The sequence below is a fragment of the Ruminococcus bicirculans (ex Wegman et al. 2014) genome (genome assembly GCF_000723465.1).
In the GTDB taxonomy this organism is placed as follows: domain Bacteria; phylum Bacillota; class Clostridia; order Oscillospirales; family Ruminococcaceae; genus Hominimerdicola; species Hominimerdicola aceti.
The window spans coordinates 936,751-954,114 of the sequence record NZ_HF545616.1 but is presented as its reverse complement, the minus strand read 5'-3'; the positions used below and the strand labels follow the sequence as shown (position 1 = coordinate 954,114).

The 17,364-nt window shown below is 43.0% G+C and carries 10 protein-coding genes; 2 read left to right on the top strand and 8 right to left on the bottom strand.

Annotation, left to right across the window (positions count from 1 at the left end; genetic code table 11):
- Window positions 1–239 precede the first annotated feature (239 nt).
- From hflX to RBI_RS04180, 3 genes are all read right to left on the bottom strand, one after another.
- Window positions 240–1,493 (bottom strand): GTPase HflX, encoded by a 1,254-nt coding sequence (gene hflX / locus RBI_RS04190; protein WP_178086266.1) that lies wholly within the window; start codon window positions 1,491–1,493, stop codon window positions 240–242.
- Window positions 1,494–1,787: 294 nt separating this feature from the next.
- Window positions 1,788–4,124 (bottom strand): diguanylate cyclase, encoded by a 2,337-nt coding sequence (locus tag RBI_RS04185; RefSeq protein ID WP_038671267.1) that lies wholly within the window; start codon window positions 4,122–4,124, stop codon window positions 1,788–1,790.
- 83 nt (window positions 4,125–4,207) lie between these two features.
- Window positions 4,208–6,802 carry an EAL domain-containing protein gene (locus RBI_RS04180; RefSeq protein WP_158455086.1) on the bottom strand — a complete coding sequence of 865 codons (2,595 nt, stop codon included), beginning with the start codon at window positions 6,800–6,802 and terminating at the stop codon, window positions 4,208–4,210.
- Window positions 6,803–7,053: 251 nt separating this feature from the next.
- Between RBI_RS04180 and recQ the strand changes: the two genes are divergently transcribed.
- Window positions 7,054–9,339, top strand: a complete 2,286-nt coding sequence (recQ, locus tag RBI_RS04175) for a DNA helicase RecQ (RefSeq protein WP_038671263.1) — start codon at window positions 7,054–7,056, stop codon at window positions 9,337–9,339.
- 77 nt (window positions 9,340–9,416) lie between these two features.
- Here recQ and RBI_RS04170 read toward each other — a convergent pair whose 3' ends face one another.
- From RBI_RS04170 to RBI_RS04160, 3 genes are all read right to left on the bottom strand, one after another.
- The gene (locus RBI_RS04170) at window positions 9,417–11,090 is read right to left on the bottom strand and encodes a bifunctional diguanylate cyclase/phosphodiesterase (protein WP_038671261.1); all 1,674 of its coding nucleotides are present in this window, start codon (window positions 11,088–11,090) and stop codon (window positions 9,417–9,419) included.
- Window positions 11,091–11,243: 153 nt separating this feature from the next.
- Window positions 11,244–12,179: a uridine kinase family protein gene (locus RBI_RS04165; RefSeq protein WP_038671259.1), complete on the bottom strand. Its 936-nt coding sequence runs from the start codon at window positions 12,177–12,179 to the stop codon at window positions 11,244–11,246.
- A 92-nt stretch (window positions 12,180–12,271) separates the two neighbouring features.
- Window positions 12,272–13,858: an MBL fold metallo-hydrolase RNA specificity domain-containing protein gene (locus tag RBI_RS04160; protein WP_038671257.1), complete on the bottom strand. Its 1,587-nt coding sequence runs from the start codon at window positions 13,856–13,858 to the stop codon at window positions 12,272–12,274.
- Window positions 13,859–14,066: 208 nt separating this feature from the next.
- Between RBI_RS04160 and spoIIID the strand changes: the two genes are divergently transcribed.
- The gene (gene spoIIID / locus RBI_RS04155; RefSeq protein ID WP_038671255.1) at window positions 14,067–14,333 is read left to right on the top strand and encodes a sporulation transcriptional regulator SpoIIID; all 267 of its coding nucleotides are present in this window, start codon (window positions 14,067–14,069) and stop codon (window positions 14,331–14,333) included.
- 34 nt (window positions 14,334–14,367) lie between these two features.
- Here spoIIID and RBI_RS04150 read toward each other — a convergent pair whose 3' ends face one another.
- Window positions 14,368–15,837, bottom strand: a complete 1,470-nt coding sequence (locus RBI_RS04150; RefSeq protein ID WP_038671253.1) for a TrkH family potassium uptake protein — start codon at window positions 15,835–15,837, stop codon at window positions 14,368–14,370.
- A gap of 10 nt (window positions 15,838–15,847) precedes the next feature.
- The gene (gene trkA, locus RBI_RS04145) at window positions 15,848–17,233 is read right to left on the bottom strand and encodes a Trk system potassium transporter TrkA (protein ID WP_038671251.1); all 1,386 of its coding nucleotides are present in this window, start codon (window positions 17,231–17,233) and stop codon (window positions 15,848–15,850) included.
- Between the last annotated feature and the right edge of the window lie 131 nt (window positions 17,234–17,364).

The window sequence follows — 17,364 nt, the reverse complement described above, 5'->3', positions numbered from 1 at the left end:
CTATACGCCTATTCTGATCTCGTCGCTTTCTTCACACGCCAAAAAAACTCGAAGCCATAAAAGTAGCTCAAGCTCATAAAGAAGTATGTAAAGACTGCAGACATGATAACAGTAGACATATTCTGTTTTTTCCTTTCGATTTATTTGTTATTGCTAACCACGATTATTATACTCTCACAGGCAGGGCTTGTCAATAGCCATACCGAGAGTTTACATTTTTTTAACGTTTGCAAAACACTTTATTCTTCACTTTTTACCTTATAGCTTTCCACAAGATGATAGACCTTGATATCCACAAGAGCGTCAAGAACGATACCCTCAGCGGTATAATCCTCGCTGAATATCCTGCCCTCCTGCCTTATGGTGTTCACAAGACCCGCCTTGTCAAAAGGCAAAAGAAGCCTGCATCTTACGCTGTTTTCGGGTAACGCCCTTTGTATAGCCGCTAGCAGGCTGTCAATGCCTGTGCCGTTTTTGGCGGATATCTTCACCGCTTCACCTGATGTGTCAAGCTCGTTTATATAAGGCACTTTGTCGCACTTGTTGAACACCGTAACCACAGGTATTCCCTCACAGCCAAGTTCTTTGAGCAGTTCAAGGGTAACTTTTGCCTGCTCCTCGCAGTCATCAGCCGAGGCGTCGCACATATGGATTATAACGTCCGCACTTGCCGCCTCTTCAAGAGTGGATTTGAAAGCTTCCACAAGCTGATGCGGCAGACGTCTGATAAGTCCTACCGTGTCAATAAGCGTCACCGACCTGCCGTCAGGAAGCTCTATAGCCCTTGATGTTGTTTCCAAAGTCGCAAAAAGCTTGTTCTCTGCAAGCACGCCCGCTTCTGTAAGATAATTAAGCAGTGTGGATTTGCCCACGTTTGTATAGCCCACTATCGCCGCTGTGAGAACACCGTCTTTCTTGCGACGTTTTCTCATAAGCCCACGACGCTTCTCTATCTCCTTAAGCTCGTCTGAAAGTGCCGCAATACGTGTTCTGATGTGTCGCTTGTCAGTTTCGAGCTTCGACTCACCAGGACCTCTTGTGCCGATACCACCGCCAAGACGTGACATATTAGTTCCCATGCCTGCAAGCCTTGGAAGTCTGTATTTATTCTGTGCTATCTCTACCTGCAATCTGCCCTCACGAGTAGTCGCACGCTGAGCAAAGATATCCAGTATGAGCATAGTTCTGTCGATAGTGAAAACGCCGCACACGTCCTCGATATTTCTTATCTGCGTAGCTGTAAGCTCGCAGTCAAAAACTATCCTGTCAATATTTTCATTTCTGCATATCTCAGCCATTTCTTCAAGCCTGCCTGAGCCTATGCAGGTACCGCTGTCAAAGGACGGCCTTTTCTGTGTTACTCTCGCTATCACCTCACCGCCTGCTGTTTCTGTCAGCTCTTCAAGCTCGTCAAGGGAAAGCTCCACGTCATACGAACCTGTGTCCACTGCCGCCAACAGCACACGGTCTTTTTTTATTGTGTTGTCAAACATTTCTGCCATATTAATCACTCCTAATGTCTGTTATCAAGCCGCTCTTCGGCTTTTTCAGGCATAAAAAAACACACCCTCAGGCGTGTAACCAAAACGTTATACGGAAGAGTCGGAGCGGCTTGTGCCAATGCACTTGCCTGATATTCGGTTTAATAGTTTCTCACCCATATTCTTGTAATTCTCATGTCATCCGACGCTCCTTTCGTAAAATATGTTTTATTATATCACAGCCATGATATTTTGTCAAGCATAAAAACAAAAAGCAGGCTGCCTTTTTCAGACAGCCTGCAAATGTTATTCATAATCGCTTTTAAGAATACTTCTCTTGTGCTTTTTCTCCTCATAAAGCAGGATATCAGCATGGCTGAGAAGCTCTCCTATCTCAAGCGTGGCACTGCATACGAACGGATAAACGCCTACGCTCGTATGGATTATATATGGCTTATCGGCGGCATATTTAATATTGTATTCTCTTGTGACCGCTTCTATATGGTTTCTCATTGACGGGATATCTATTGCGTTATCAAGAAAAGCGCATACAACGAACTCATCGCCACCTATACGACCCACTATCTCACTGTTGCCAAAAGAGTGTTTAAGTATCTTTGCCGCAGATAGTATAGCAAAGTCGCCCTCCTCGTGACCAAATTTATCATTTATGGTTTTCAGACAGTCAAGGTCGGCAAAGACCATGATAGCCTTTTCACCCTCGTTTTTGTCATTGCTGAGTCTTTTACGAAGCTCCTCAAAAAATCCCCTTCGGTTGTAGCAACCCGTCAAAGCGTCCTGCCTTGAAAGATCTCGAAGAAGCTCATTGTTTTCCTTGATCTCGATAAGGCTCTTTTTAAGCTGCTTCTGGGTAACAGCCTGCTGCTTCATCAAGGTTATTATTTTAAGTGCCGCACAAAGTTGAACTGTCACAGACTGCAAATAATTAAAATACTCATGCTTTATCTCACACATCAGTATTCCGTAATGCTCCTCGTTAGAGAACAATGGTGATACCACTAATGTATAACGTCTGTCTGTTGGCAGATACTTATTCGACAACAGCTCTGTATACTTTACAGCCTGCTCTTCATGTGGGAGCTGGATAGCGTCAGAACCATTGTGATAGGCTTTGAGATACATATATTCCGGCGGTTGCCACTTATCTGTACCGAAGTGAATAATGGCAGGCTCGAAGCTGAACAGAAAGCTTGATTCCATATGAAGCCTCATAAGCTTATCCACAACGGTCTCATATGCTCTGTCATCATAAGCTTCAAATACAAGCATATCCCTTGTGATAGAGTTTGCCTGCCATGCAAGAAACTCATTATCCTCAAGCTTTTCCTTACAATAATTCGCATTGCGTTCTGCCAGTATCTTGTATATCTGAATAAAAGTCTGATTTAACTTCAAATGCTTCTCCATGTTATCAAAACGAGAGATAAGCTTTTGCTGAATATACTCAACAGAAGCATAAAGCTCATCAACGCTCACAAACCTAAAAAATTCTTCACTGGCAAGAGTTGAGATCATTTCTAATACCTTATCTTTTTTGACCTCATTATCAAGATTTTCCTCACGGGCATAATCATCAAGTGCATATATTATCTTGACGTAAACTTCTCGCATTTTCGCAGTTGTTTCACTTGCACTGTATTTATTGAACAAAAACTGGCTCATTCTTCTTGCAAACGCTTCCGGATCATCTGATATGCGACCAAAAGATATGGTCTTTAATTTTGAGTTGCCCTGACAGCCGCAGGAATTTCTTCTTACCATTTCTGAAGAGATCTTATCGTTGTTTATAGCCTTATTTATAACATAGTTCACAGCCTCCTGAACGGCATGATAGCCAAGTTCAGAAGGGTCAGCCTTGACAGTCGTCAAATGCGGATTAAGCTCCTCAGCCACTGGATCGTCATCAAAGCCTGTCACAAGGATATCCTTACCAGGACGTATCCCACGCTCTTCCATAGCCTTATAGCCTGCAATTGCCATCTGGTCGTTTGCAAAAACGATAGCATCAAGTTCTGGATTATCGTCAATTAGCGTTCCGACTTCGTCAACACAGAATTTCGAAAAATTACCATATGCAACACGCTTTTCATCATAGATGATACCATTTTCCTCAAGAGTTTCCTTGTAAACGTCAAGTCTTTCAAGGGCATCATCACTTGTTTTAGGTCCGCTTACCATACCTATCTTTTTACAGCCATGCACCTTTATAAGATGTTCTATAGCCTCCTTCATTCCCGTTCTGTTGTCGAGCATGATACAAGGATAACCATCAATATGTGCCGTTATAGTTATAACAGGCGTTCCAGCAAATTTTTTCAGAAACTGAACCTTATGCTCGTTGTCAAGATATGTTCCAAGTGTGCCGATAAGCACAAGCAGAACGTCGAACTTATTTGCCGCCGCCATATCGAACAAAGTATTATACTGATACTCATACACCGTTCTCAGCTTATCGGCATAGACCCCATCTATATATCTGCCTGGAAAAATAACGAGGTCGGCGTCGCACTGCTCTGCGCCTATCATTGCGCCCTCTGCAACCGCATCGTCAAAATCATCTTCAAGGTGGCTCACCAAAAGTCCTATTTTTATACGTCTGCGTTTAGCAGTATCATTCATCATCTCATGATCCTCCGTACAAATCAGCCGTGCTGCTTCAGACGATCTAAAGCAGCGTCACACAAGGCACGCCTATGGGCTTTGCCTTATTTGTTTATCTTGATATCTTTCTTACAGTCGACTACTGAAAGCGTACCATTCGGACTTCCAAGCCACCAGCCATCGCCTGTAAGGAACATTACGTCAAACTGACAGCTTTGTGCTGTCACGTCACCTTTACCTGTTTTATCTCCAACACCTGAAACAGAACCACCCTCGCAATAAAGCTTAAAGACAGTATTTTTAAGCTCACAATCCAGCTCGCCGTCCCTTGTTCCCACACAGTTGAGAGTTCTTCCCTTCATGGAAATGTTGAGTCTGCCATCAAGAATACATATCCTTCCGGTTCCGTTACTCATAACTCCCACTGCAGTCAGGTTATTTCCCGAAAGCTCACAACTCATGTTATAATCTGAAATGCTTATATCAGCACTGCCCCTTACGGCACCAATGCCCACTGACATTCCTGCCGCAAGCTTTAGCCTGCAGCCACAGTTTGATATAGTCACATCTGCGTCGCCGTCGATGCTTCCAATACCAACGCACCTATCGCCACTGCAATTTACAGCTATATCACCGCCTGCAATGACAATACCATCTTTGCAGCCTCCTCCGCCTATTCCAACGCACTTGTCGCCATTTGCAGTTATATCAAGAATACCTGTCATTGCGACAGTTATCCTACCGCAAGGCTGCCTGCTGTCAGTGCCTATTGCATAGCAATCCTTCGACTCTGATCTGACATAAAGCTCACCTGAGCCTACAAGCTCTAACGATGATCCCTCAGGGACATAAATGCCTCTGCCGTCTATATGATCTTCACCGCTGCACACTATCCTTACTCTAGAGCCAGTGCCAAGCTTTATGTTCGGTAATTCACCATATGTAGTGAGCCATGCGTTTTTCAAGTGAATGACGCAATCAACGCCACTACCAACTGTCACAGACAGAGGCACTGCACGATCGTCCTCAGCCTTTCCTGAAAAAGTAAATGTACCTGTGCCGAGAAAAATGTCAGAATATCTTTTTTTATACATCTCAGCAAGGTCGATAACGTCATTATCCTCAGCGTGGAAAACCTTTTTATCTTTATCTCCAGCCTCGATACTGTAAGCCACTATCTCCTCACGGATATTTTCCGAGATATCGTGGATAAGCACAGGCTTCGGCTTAGAAACATAATAACCCTGAATAAGATCGACGCCGAAATATATCATGGTTTTAAGTTCTTCGCTTGTTTCAACGCCCTCTGCAAGCGCGGTATATCCGCTTGAATGGAAATATTCCACCATTTTTGAAACTATCTTCTGAGCCTTAGGATTCTGGTCAATGCCAGAAATGAGAGAACGGTCTATCTTTACCACCTCAGGATCATATCGCAGAAGATTCGATGTATTTGAATAGCCTGTGCCGTAATCGTCAATAGCAAGGCTCATATTGTTCTTTTCAAGACGCACCCTTATTCTATCGAGGTCGTCCTCGCTTATCTCTGTCTGCTCTGTCATTTCGATAACGACCTTTTCAAGAAGTTCGCCATAATCATTGACGATCGCATAAAAATCCTTATCGTCAAGAGCATGAGATGATATTGAATTTATATACAGCCTGCGGTTTTCAAAATCGAGCTGATGCTTGCTGAGATATTTAAGAGTATTTTTCAGTGTAGCCTTCTCTATATCGTAAAGTCTGCCGAAATTTTTAGCACAGTTGAGTATCTGAAGCGGATTGAGTGCTATATTTCCCTTTGTTCTCATAAGCGCTTCATAAGCGACTATCTCGCCTGTTGAAGAACTAACGATAGGCTGAAAATGATATGTAAACAGATTTTTATCAAGAAGCTCTGAAAAAGCCCTGATACTCTCAATATCACTCTTCTGCTTTGCATATTTTTCAGGATCAAAGCAACAAATACTGCCTGCACCCTTTGCCTTAGCTTCATAGAGTGCAAAGCCTGCTGCGTGCATGAGTCTTGCTGGCACTTCAAAGCCGCTGCTTATGCCTGCCGTCACAGACAGCGAATGATTCGAAGATGATCTCACTCCAAATTCATCTGGCAGGCAACACTCCTTCACCGCTTTACGTATATTGTCAGCAAACTCCTCAGGCTTACCTCCAAAGCGTGGAACATATATCCAAAACTGACCGTCTGAATTGAATGCCGTCACAGTATTTTCAGGCAAAACCGCAACAGCCGCCTTAAGTGCCTCCCCTATGCAGTAGTCTGAATCCAAAAGCTTCCCTGCTCCATCAAATCTTACAAGAGCAAGCAATGATGAGCGTGTCATTCCATCAAGAAGTCTTACAAGCTCTGATTGTGGTATAATGTCGAGCCCTTCAAAAACACTTTTTGACATATATTCTTTCGACAGATACACTATTCCGGCGGCAATGCCACTTGGAGTGTCAAGAAGTTCTATACACAACGGCAGACCAAGATCTCGTCCTCCGCCGTTCAATGCAACTATATCTCTGAACTTGTCATAATCTGTGTTCTCTCTAAGTCCCATAAGAGCACGACAGTTTTCATCGGCATAAAACTCTCCGCTTTTCTCGTCCATAACAAACCCGCCGATATTGTGCCATATTGAACAAACCTTTCCCCAGACAGCACCAAAATAGCTTTGCCACAATTTATTTTCCATATCCATGATCTTCACCATGCCTGAATATACGACTGTGTTCAGACAACCCTTCCTTTGGAGATTTGTTAATTTTTTATATTTTTATAACTAATTATTTACCAAGCCTATTATAACACAATCCCGATAAAATTACAATAGCGACTAAGGAAAAGATGTTACAAAATCGTGCATGGAATTTTGTATATCTGTTTGACTTAGCTGGTTTTTGGTAGTATAATATAAGCATACACACAATGGAAAGTTAGGATAAAATGACAGATTTTCACAATAAGTATTCAGTGCTTCAGGACTTTTTCGGGCACTCTCAGTTCAGAAACGGTCAGGAGCAGATAATAGACAGCATACTTGCAGGGCGTGACTGCCTTGGAGTTATGCCAACAGGCGCAGGCAAATCTATGTGCTATCAAATACCTGCTCTTATGTTTGACGGGATAACTATAGTTGTTTCGCCGCTCATATCCCTTATGAAAGATCAGGTGAACTCGCTGATACAATCTGGAGTGAGGGCAGCGTATCTGAACTCCTCACTGACGGCGGCACAGTATGAAATGGCTATATCAAACGCCGCCCGTGGTATGTACAAGATAATATATGTTGCACCTGAAAGGCTGATGACAGGATCGTTTCTGTCACTGGCTTCGTCGGTGAAGATATCCATGCTTGCGGTGGACGAAGCCCACTGCGTTTCTCAGTGGGGACAGGATTTCAGACCTTCCTATATGAAGATACCCGAGTTTCTTGGTAAACTTCCCTACCGTCCCATAGTCAGTGCATTCACCGCCACTGCCACCGCAGAAGTAAAAGCAGACATTATCAAAATGCTTGAACTACGTGACCCTTTCACCATAACCACAGGCTTTGACAGAAAAAATCTCTACTTTGGCGTTTCTCACCCTCATGACAAATACAGTGAAGCAGTGAGGATAGTTGAGAAATACAAGGACAACTGCGGAATAATCTACTGCTCCACAAGAAAAAATGTTGAGAGCGTGTGTGAAAAGCTCTGTGCCGACGGCTACAACGCTTCACGCTATCATGCAGGACTTTCTGATGAGGAAAGGCGTAAAAATCAAGATGATTTTATTTTTGACCGTGTCCAGGTCATGGTGGCGACCAATGCTTTCGGCATGGGAATAGACAAATCAAACGTGAGCTATGTCATACATTACAATATGCCTAAGAATATTGAAAGCTATTATCAGGAGGCAGGCAGAGCGGGACGTGACGGAAACGAAGCAAAGTGCATTTTGCTCTACAGCGGTCAGGACGTTGCGACCAACAAGTTTCTTATAAACAATTCACATGACAATCCCGACCTTGACGATGACACTCTTGAAATGATACGCAAACGTGATCTTATGCGTCTGAAAAAGATGACCGATTACTGCAACACAAACGGCTGTCTGAGAGAGTTTATCCTTGGATATTTCGGTGAGAAGCAGGACAAGCCTTGTCAGAACTGCTCAGGCTGTTTGGGTGATTTCGGAGAAACAGAAGAAGTTGACGTGTCTGTAGATTGCCAAAAAGTGCTTTCCTGCATTTATAGACTTCACCAGCGAAACCTTTCTTTTGGAGCAGGTGTCATAGCACAGATACTTAAAGGCTCAGACTCCGAAAAGGTAAAGCGTTTTGACCTTTCCACTCTTTCAACCTACGGCATAATGAAAGACTCCACGCAGGTATATATCCGCAGGCTCATAGCTTTTCTTGAAGCTGATGATTACATCACACAGACTTCACACGGGGATTTTTCTGTGCTTACACTTACCAGAAGGTCTGCAGAGATATTAATGGACAAAAAGACTATTACAATACGCCTTCCAAAGAAAAAGCCAAAGAGCGAAACGGTCACAAAGATCGGCAGGGACGAAGTTACGACATTTGACAAGGAGCTTTTCGGACGGCTCAGAGCTGTGCGGAGCAAGCTTGCGACACAGGCGAGTCTGCCTGCATATATCATTCTTACAGACGCTTCACTGCGTGATATGTGTATAAAGCTGCCTAAGACGCAGACGGAGCTTTTGAATATCTCAGGGGTGGGAAAGTCAAAGCAGGAACGTTATGGAAGATACTTTGTAGCTGAGATACAGAAATATCTCAAGGAAAATCCTGACGCTGCTTCGGGTTATAAATATATCCCAGAGGGCTATCTGCAAAAACAAAATGCGGTTGGCGGTCAAAGCACAAAGGAATATATAATTGCCCACGCAGGTGAGCTTTCAGGCAAGGAACAGGATATGACCCTTTCAGAAGTATGCGACAGCATTTTCTATCAGCTCGGCACAGACGGCGATATAAGAAGCATAAAACTTGCCATAAAAGAATGGCTCATAGGTGAAAATTATCTTGCAAAAGACGGTGCAAACGGCAGGGGCTTTCTTGAAACTACAATACTTTCCCCTGAAGCAGGAATAATAGAGCGTGAAAAAATATCACAGCTTGGAAACAGCTACAAAACGATACTTTTTCCAAAGCAAGCGCAGGAGTTTATCTTTGATAACATAGAGGAGATACTCAGCAAAGATGCACAAAACTAATACTAAAATGCGGTTTTGCGGCTGTTTTCATTCATGCAGAAAAAAGGACGAACACAAAATGTTCGTCCTTTTATTTATCAGTTATAACCGCAGGCAAGACGTTTCTCAAACTCAGCCGCAGGCAGAGGCTTGTCAAACACAAAGCCCTGAACAGCGTCACAGCCAACTTCTCTGAGATAGTCAAGCTGCTGCTCAGTTTCAACTCCCTCGGCGATAGTTTCCTTGCCAAGCTTTTTAACCATTTTTATAATGTAATAGAACATTATAAGATCTTTATCCTTGCCCTCATAATCCTTTTCAAGAGGAATAAAGGACTTGTCTATCTTTATTACCTGAAGATCAACGTTCTTTATCATATTGAGCGATGAAAAGCCAGTACCAAAATCGTCCATAGATGTGACGATACCATTAGCTCTCAGACCATTCACGATCTCTGTGATAAGCTCAAAATTCTGATAATCCTCGCTTTCAGTAAGCTCTATTTCTATAAGCTGGTGATCAAGCTCGTATTTGTCGATCAAGGCAACTATATTGCCTATCATATTTTTTTCTTCCAGGTGCTTCCTCGAAAAATTCACTGATATCCTCAAGGGTTCAAAACCCATATCTATACGTTTTCTCAGCCATTTGCAAACTTCTTCAAGCACATAGTAGTCAAGCTTTATTATGCTTCCGTCATTGGTAAGAAACGGAACAAACTCCACCGGTGCTGATATCCTTCCCTTTCTATGCCAACGTACAAGGGCTTCTGCACCAAATATCTCCTTGGTTTCGATGCGTACCTTTGGCTGATAATACACCTCGAACTCACCAGCCATAAGCCCAGCCATGAAGTTTGACAGCACTCCCTGAATTTTCATCAGTTCTTGTTTTATATTTTCGGAATACTCCATTACATGGCCTGCACCAACTCGTCTTGCAGCAGAATATGCAATGCTTGCACGAGCCATTACTTCTCTTGGATATCTTATACCCACAGTTGACGAATATCCGATGGTTGCACTAAAAATAAAATCCTTTGATACTTTGCCATCATCATACCTTATGTTCATAAAGCTGAGCATATCAATATATTCTCTGAGCGATTCTTTCTTTACAAGCATAACGAAATTATCGCCGCCAAGTCTTGTGATAATCTCACCATCTGAAAGATTTCGGTATATTGTCTTTGTATAATTACGCAAAACAACGTCGCCCTGTTCGTAATTTAATACCTTATTTACATATTTGAAGTTATGTATATTGAAAAAGATTATACTGAAATCCTCTATCCTGTTTTGCGCTATAAGCATACCGGCGTAATTTATCAAAGCGTCTAAAGTTGCTGCACCTGTTTCGATATCCGTTTTTATAACATGAGTAACAAGCTCCTGCATAATTACCCTGTTAAATTGGATAAAAACAGTGTTTGCGATTATCTCTACGATATTCCTTTGCTCGTTATCAAAACCATTGGAATTACCAGAATAAAAGGTCACTGTTATAAATCCGCCTTCAAACAAAGGAAAACTTGCCTCAAAAGGCTCGTTTTCCACGTCCTTCTCTCTGTCATAAAGCACCATGAGCATATCTGCACCATCCTCACAAAGCTTTGTTGCAGGCATTTTCACTGCAAGCTCCGCTCTGACGATGTCAAGCTTGTCTGCCACAGCAGCCACAGCACTTTTCACCTTGGCACTGCATTCGTCCATATTCTCCGAATCTTCATATATCGTTCGGAAGAAAAGCATCAAATCATTATCAAAATTCATTTTTATCCCCACTAATTTTTTATTCAATGATCACGTTCAGGAAAACGTTTTCAAAAATACCTGTACTTACCTTATCTCATTTTACTACTTTTTATAAAAAAAGTCAAGCAAGCATAGCAAAACGCCGTCCTTTTCCGACGGCGTTTTATCGTCTTAGTAGCTATAGCTGCTCTCACCTACAAACTCCCTTGCAAGGGAATTTACAGGCACACTTTCGAGCATCACCGGCTCTATCTCCTCAAGGGCTTTTAGCATAGGCAAAAAGCGTTCAAAATCCTTATAGCTCCTGCTCTCACGTCGCAGTGTATTCAAAAGATAGTTCTTATACAAGGCAGGCTCATAAGCGTGAAAAGTATCCACTGAAAACTCAGCCCTGTGCTTGTATGGCATTATATACTTGTTCTCGCCAGCCTCAACGCTGTCGAACATATCTAGTGTTTCCGCTGCACTTCTGCCACGGAAAAATCCGTCCCTTATAAGTCTGCGCATAAGCCTGATATAGCAAGGATGCAGAAGCTCACCGTCTTTCAATTCGAGTCTGCTTCTTACACTGACATACATACATCTTGCATAATCCCCAGCCGCACCTGTGACCTCCGGGTTAAGGGCATGGATACCCTCAAAAACAACTATGTCGTTTTTGTTTCGTCTGAGTTTTTCTCCATCACGCCTGCATTGTTCTGAAAATTCAAACTTCGGCAGAACGACTTCCTCACCGCTGTTTATCTTTTCCATATGCTCATAAAGAAGCTTTCTGTCTATTCTGTCAGGAGATTCATAGTCAGGCTTGCCGTCCTCTCCTATAACAGCGGTGAAGCTGTCCGCTGGAAGAAAATAATCGTCCATAGAGATAGTGTGGGTGTGTATACCCCTGCTGTCAAGTATTTCCTCTATTTTCAACGCTGTTGTGGTCTTGCCCGCCCCTGACGGACCTGCCAAAAGCAATATAGGCTTCTCCTTTTGATGCTCCTCGATGCTGTCTGCAATGGCAACGAGCTTTTCATTATATTTTCTGTCGCACTCTTCAACAAAAAGCTTTTCGTCATCTCTGACCTTTCTGTTTATAGCACAGACGTGTATCTTTTTCATTGTGTGGTTTGTTCCTTTCGTATGCGTCAGGCAACACCACACATAAAGCGTGCAGTGTTGCCCTGTATCTCATATTATATGTGCAGCAAAAGCTAATCGTTCCACTTCGCACAGATATTATTTATGGTATCAGTGAGCTTTGCAAGGTCTTTATTAGTAAGACCTGAGCTTTTGTTTACCAAAGCCGTCAGCCTGTCAAGAGCGCTGAGCAGACGCTGATAGTTAGGGGACGCGCCTGTCTTCTTGACTATCTTTATAGGGGCCGTGTTTTTGAACTCGCCGCTTATAAGGTCAAGCTCCGCACCGCTGTAAGGTGCAAAGGCGTTAAGCCCGAAATCGTTACGCAAATGCTCCTTATACGCCTCAGCAACTGAATCCTCGCCGTGGTTGACAAAGACTTTCTTAGGCGGCTTTTCATAGCTTTTTATCCACCTGTCCAGACCGTCAACGTCAGCGTGACCGCTCACGCCTGGCAGCACCAGTATTTCAGCCCTGACAACGACTTCCTCACCGAAAAGCTTTGCAGTTTTTGCACCCTCCACAAGGCTTCTTCCAAGGGTATTCATAGCCTGATAGCCCACAAAAAGTATGGTGTTTTCAGGTTTCCACAAATTGTGCTTGAGGTGGTGTTTTATTCTGCCCGCCTCGCACATACCGCTTGCGGAAATTATTATCTTAGGTGTGTCGATAAAGTTTATGGCTCTTGACTCGTCACTTGTGACAGCGATATTAAGTCCGCTGAAAGTGATAGGATTTATGCCCTTGTTCACATAGGACATTGCCTCTTCATCGAAACATGAATTTTTGTTCTTATTGAATATCTGTGTGGCTTCGATAGCCAGCGGAGAATCCACATACACAGGAAAATCCCCATGACCCGTCACCATATTCTCCGCCTTGATATGCCTTATAAAATACAGCAGTTCCTGAGTTCTGCCCACTGCAAATGACGGTATAACAAGGTTTCCTCCCCTATCAAAGGTCTTTTGAATGACCTCTGCAAGACTCTTTGCATAGTCCTTCGGCTTATCATGGCGACGGTTACCGTATGTGGACTCCATTACAACATAATCTGCCTCCGTTATATACTGCGGATCTCTGATAAGAGGCTGGTCAAGGTTTCCTATATCTCCCGAAAATACGATCTTACGTTCTTCACCGTTCTCTGTGAGCCATATCTCAATACTTGATGAGCCAAGCAGGTGACCTGCGTCGATAAAGCGTACCTTTATGCCCTCGGATATCTCCGTCACCTCACTGTATGGGTGTGGGCAAAGGCAAGCAATAGCCGCCTCTGCGTCTGCCATAGTATAGAGTGGCGACACTTCGCCAGTGCCCTTACGTTTGCCCTTTCTGCTTCTCCACTCTGCTTCAAACTCCTGAATATGCGCTGAATCTCTCAGCATTATCTCGCATAAATTACAAGTGGCCTCCGTTGCGTGTATCTGTCCAGCAAAGCCGCCTGCCGCCAACAGTGGAAGCAGACCTGAATGATCTATATGAGCATGAGTCAGCAATACAAAATCTATATTTCCAGGAGGACAAGGTATCTTCGCATTTTCAAAATAGTCAACGCCCTGCTCCATTCCGAAATCCACCAGAAATCTCTTTCCGCAGGCTTCTATATATGTACAGCTTCCCGTTACCTCATGTGTTGCACCGATAAAATTAAGTTTCATTGCCTTATCCCCTCGTTTCGTTCATATTCTGTGACAGTATCTATATCACACTTACATTATAGCACATTCCCAGTGTGATTTCAAGCATTTTGCATAAAAATATTTGATTATCGGCAATTATTTTGTAAAGTCTGAAAGAACGTCAAGTAATAATGAAGTAAGGAACAGCATATAGATTACTACAGAAAAATTTAATGGGGTGTGAACAATGAATGGATCCGAAAAGGAACGATGTGTGCTGCTTGGAGAATATGTTGCGGCACACAGAGCCACGGTACGCTGTGCGGCAAAGGAATTTGGCATAAGCAAATCCACTGTACATAAGGATCTGACAGAACGTCTGCCGAAAATCTCTCCTCAGCTTTTCAAAAGCGTAAAAGAGGTCCTTGAGGAAAACAAACGTGAAAGACATATAAGAGGCGGAATAGCGACCAAGCATAAATATGAACAGCAGTTCAAAAAGGCTGTAAAATGAAAAAAGGACGGTTTGAGCCGTCCTTTTTATGTTATCAGAATTTTCTTGCTTCCGCCCTTTTAGAAATAAGATCTTTCCATGCAGAGGGGTGGAAAAGTATCAGCAGAGGGAAAAGCTCCAATCTGCCTGCAAGCATATCGAACATGAAAACGAACTTTGAAAAAACAGAGAAGTTTGAAAAGTTGCCTGCTGGACCTACCTCCGCAAGACCAGGTCCCATGTTATTGATGGTTGTCAGCACAGCAGTAAAGTTTGTTACAAGATCTTTACCATCAAATGCCACCATAAAAACTGATGAAGCAAAAATTATCACGAATGTTACGATATAAACATTTATAGAACGCACTATCTCATGTTCAACAGGTTTGCCGTCAAGGTTTACCTTGCGTATGCTCTTTGGGTGTATATAGGAGTGAAGCTCCTTTATCATTGTCTTGAAAAGCACGATCACTCTTGATACCTTTATACCTCCGCCCGTACTGCCTGCGCAAGCTCCTATGAACATTATAAGTACAAGCACCGTCCGGCATATCTGAGGCCACAGATTAAAGTCAGTGCTTGAAAAGCCCGTACTTGTAATGAGCGACGCCACCTGAAATACTGATTTTGTAAGTGCGTCAAAAATGCTAACACAGTGGTCGAGGATATTTGCGAATATTATAGCTGTGGCAATGAGGATTATAGCAAAATAGCACCGTACTTCCTCCATTTTGAATGCCTTTTTAAAGTGCCTGTATATAATATAATAGTATGCGTTAAAATTCACGCCAAACAGTATCATGAAAATGGCAACCACCCACTGCAAATATGGCGAATAGCTTCCTAAGCTGTCGTTCTTGACTCCAAAACCACCCGTGCCTGCCGTTCCAACGGCTGTACAAATGCTGTCAAACACAGGCATTTTGCCGATAATAAGGAAAATAAATTCCAATATGGTCATGCCAAAATAGATTATATAAAGTATCCTTGCGGTATATTTCATCTTTGGAACAAGCTTGCCCACTGATGGTCCAGGGCTTTCCGCCCTCATAAGATTTATATTTGAACCACCGCTCAGCGGTATGATAGCAAGCAGGAACACCAAAACTCCCATACCGCCTATCCAGTGCGTGAAGCTTCGCCAAAAAAGTGCAGTATGAGAAAGCGCCTCAACATTGGTAAGGATCGAAGCACCAGTCGTTGTAAATCCGGAAACTGTTTCAAACATAGCATCCGTGAAGCTTGGTATCTCTCCGCTTATCCAAAAAGGCATACACCCAACAAGGCTCATAACTATCCAGCTCAAAGATGTTGCTATACAACCCTCTTTGAGATAAAACACATAGTTTTTAGGCTTTTTCCAAGCCATTACCACGCCAAAAGCAAGGCACACAATGGCTGTTCCAAGATAATAAAGTCCCACGCCTTCCCCGTAGACCAGCGACACTATGCAAGGCAGCAGCAAAAAGCAGGCTTCCATTCGCATAACGTTTCCTAAAATATATCGAATGATCGAGCTGTTCATATTTCCTCCGCTATTTCAGAATATCAGTGATATCGTTAAATCCCGTATGAGTAGTGACGACCATTACAGTGTCGCCCCTCTCTATAGTATCCTGACCGCTCGGGATAATGATCTTGCCGTTTCGGTTTATGAACGCCACAAGCAAATGTCTTTTTAAATCAAGAGCCTGAAGCGGTGTACCTGTGACCTCTGACTCCTGATCCACCTTGAACTCGATAGCTTCTACTCTATGATCGAACAAATGATACAGCGTTTCGATATTGCTATCTCCCGATTCGTTCTTCGCACGGACGTAGGCTATTATCGCCTCAGAGGTGATATATCTTGGATATACTACGCTTCCAAGGTCCAGTCTGCTTATAACGTCCTTGAAGTTTATCCTGTTTATCTTTGTGATAGTCTTAGCATTTGACACCTGTCTGGCATGAAGAGTGAGCAAGATATTTTCTTCGTCTATTCCCGTGAGAGCCACAAATGACTCTGCATACTCTATGCCCTCTTCCCTCAGAAGTTCCTCGTCAGTGCCATCACCGTTTATTATTATCGCCTTTGGCAAAAGCACGCTGAGATCCTCACAGCGCTGTCTGTCATTCTCGATTATCTTGACGTTGATCCCCATGCCAATAAGACGTTTTGCAAGATAATAAGCCGCCTTGCCACCGCCTATTATCATTGTGTTCTTCACCTGATTTGTCTTCACACTGAGATCCTCAAAGAACGTTCTTGAAAAATTTCTTTGGGTGCAAAATGAGATAACATCATTCTTTTTCATTGTGAAATCGCCAGATGGAATATATATTTCCCCTTCTCTCTCAACAACACATATAAGCAGGCTTGTTGCCGTTTTACGACTAAGCTCAGCGATCGTAGTGCCGACAAGAGGATTGCCCTCAGGTATCTTATACTTTATAAGCTCAGCCTGACCATTTGCAAAGGTGTTTACCTCAAGAGCTGTTGGCAGACAAAGTATTCTTGACGCTTCTCTTGAAGCCTCAAGTTCAGGATTTATGACCATTGCAAGACCAAGCTTCTCTCTTAGATAGACTATCTCCTTGCTGTAATCAGGTGTTCTTACTCTTGCTATAGCTGAACACTTCGCTACTCTCTTGGCAAGTGTACAACAAAGCAGGTTAAGCTCATCAGACTCTGTGACAGCAATTATAAGGTCGGCGTTCTCTATGCCGGCGTCCTGCTGAACGCTAAAGCTTGCGCCGTTTCCTACGATGCCCATAATATCATAAAGACTACTGAGTTCCTGTATCTTCTTTGCATTCTTGTCGACTATCGTGATATCGTGACCCTCTTTCACAAGCTGTTCAACAAGGGTCGTGCCTACTTTTCCGCAGCCCACAATGATAATATTCAAACCGCCTGCAGGCTTCTTTTGTTTACTCATATTTTTCCTCCAACCGAATGACATACTGCCATTCACTGCAGTTCTCTGCACTTCTTCTCTTCATTAAGCAGAGCCTATTTATAAAAGCGTATAATTCCATATCATATAATGTATCACTATGCTGTTAATAA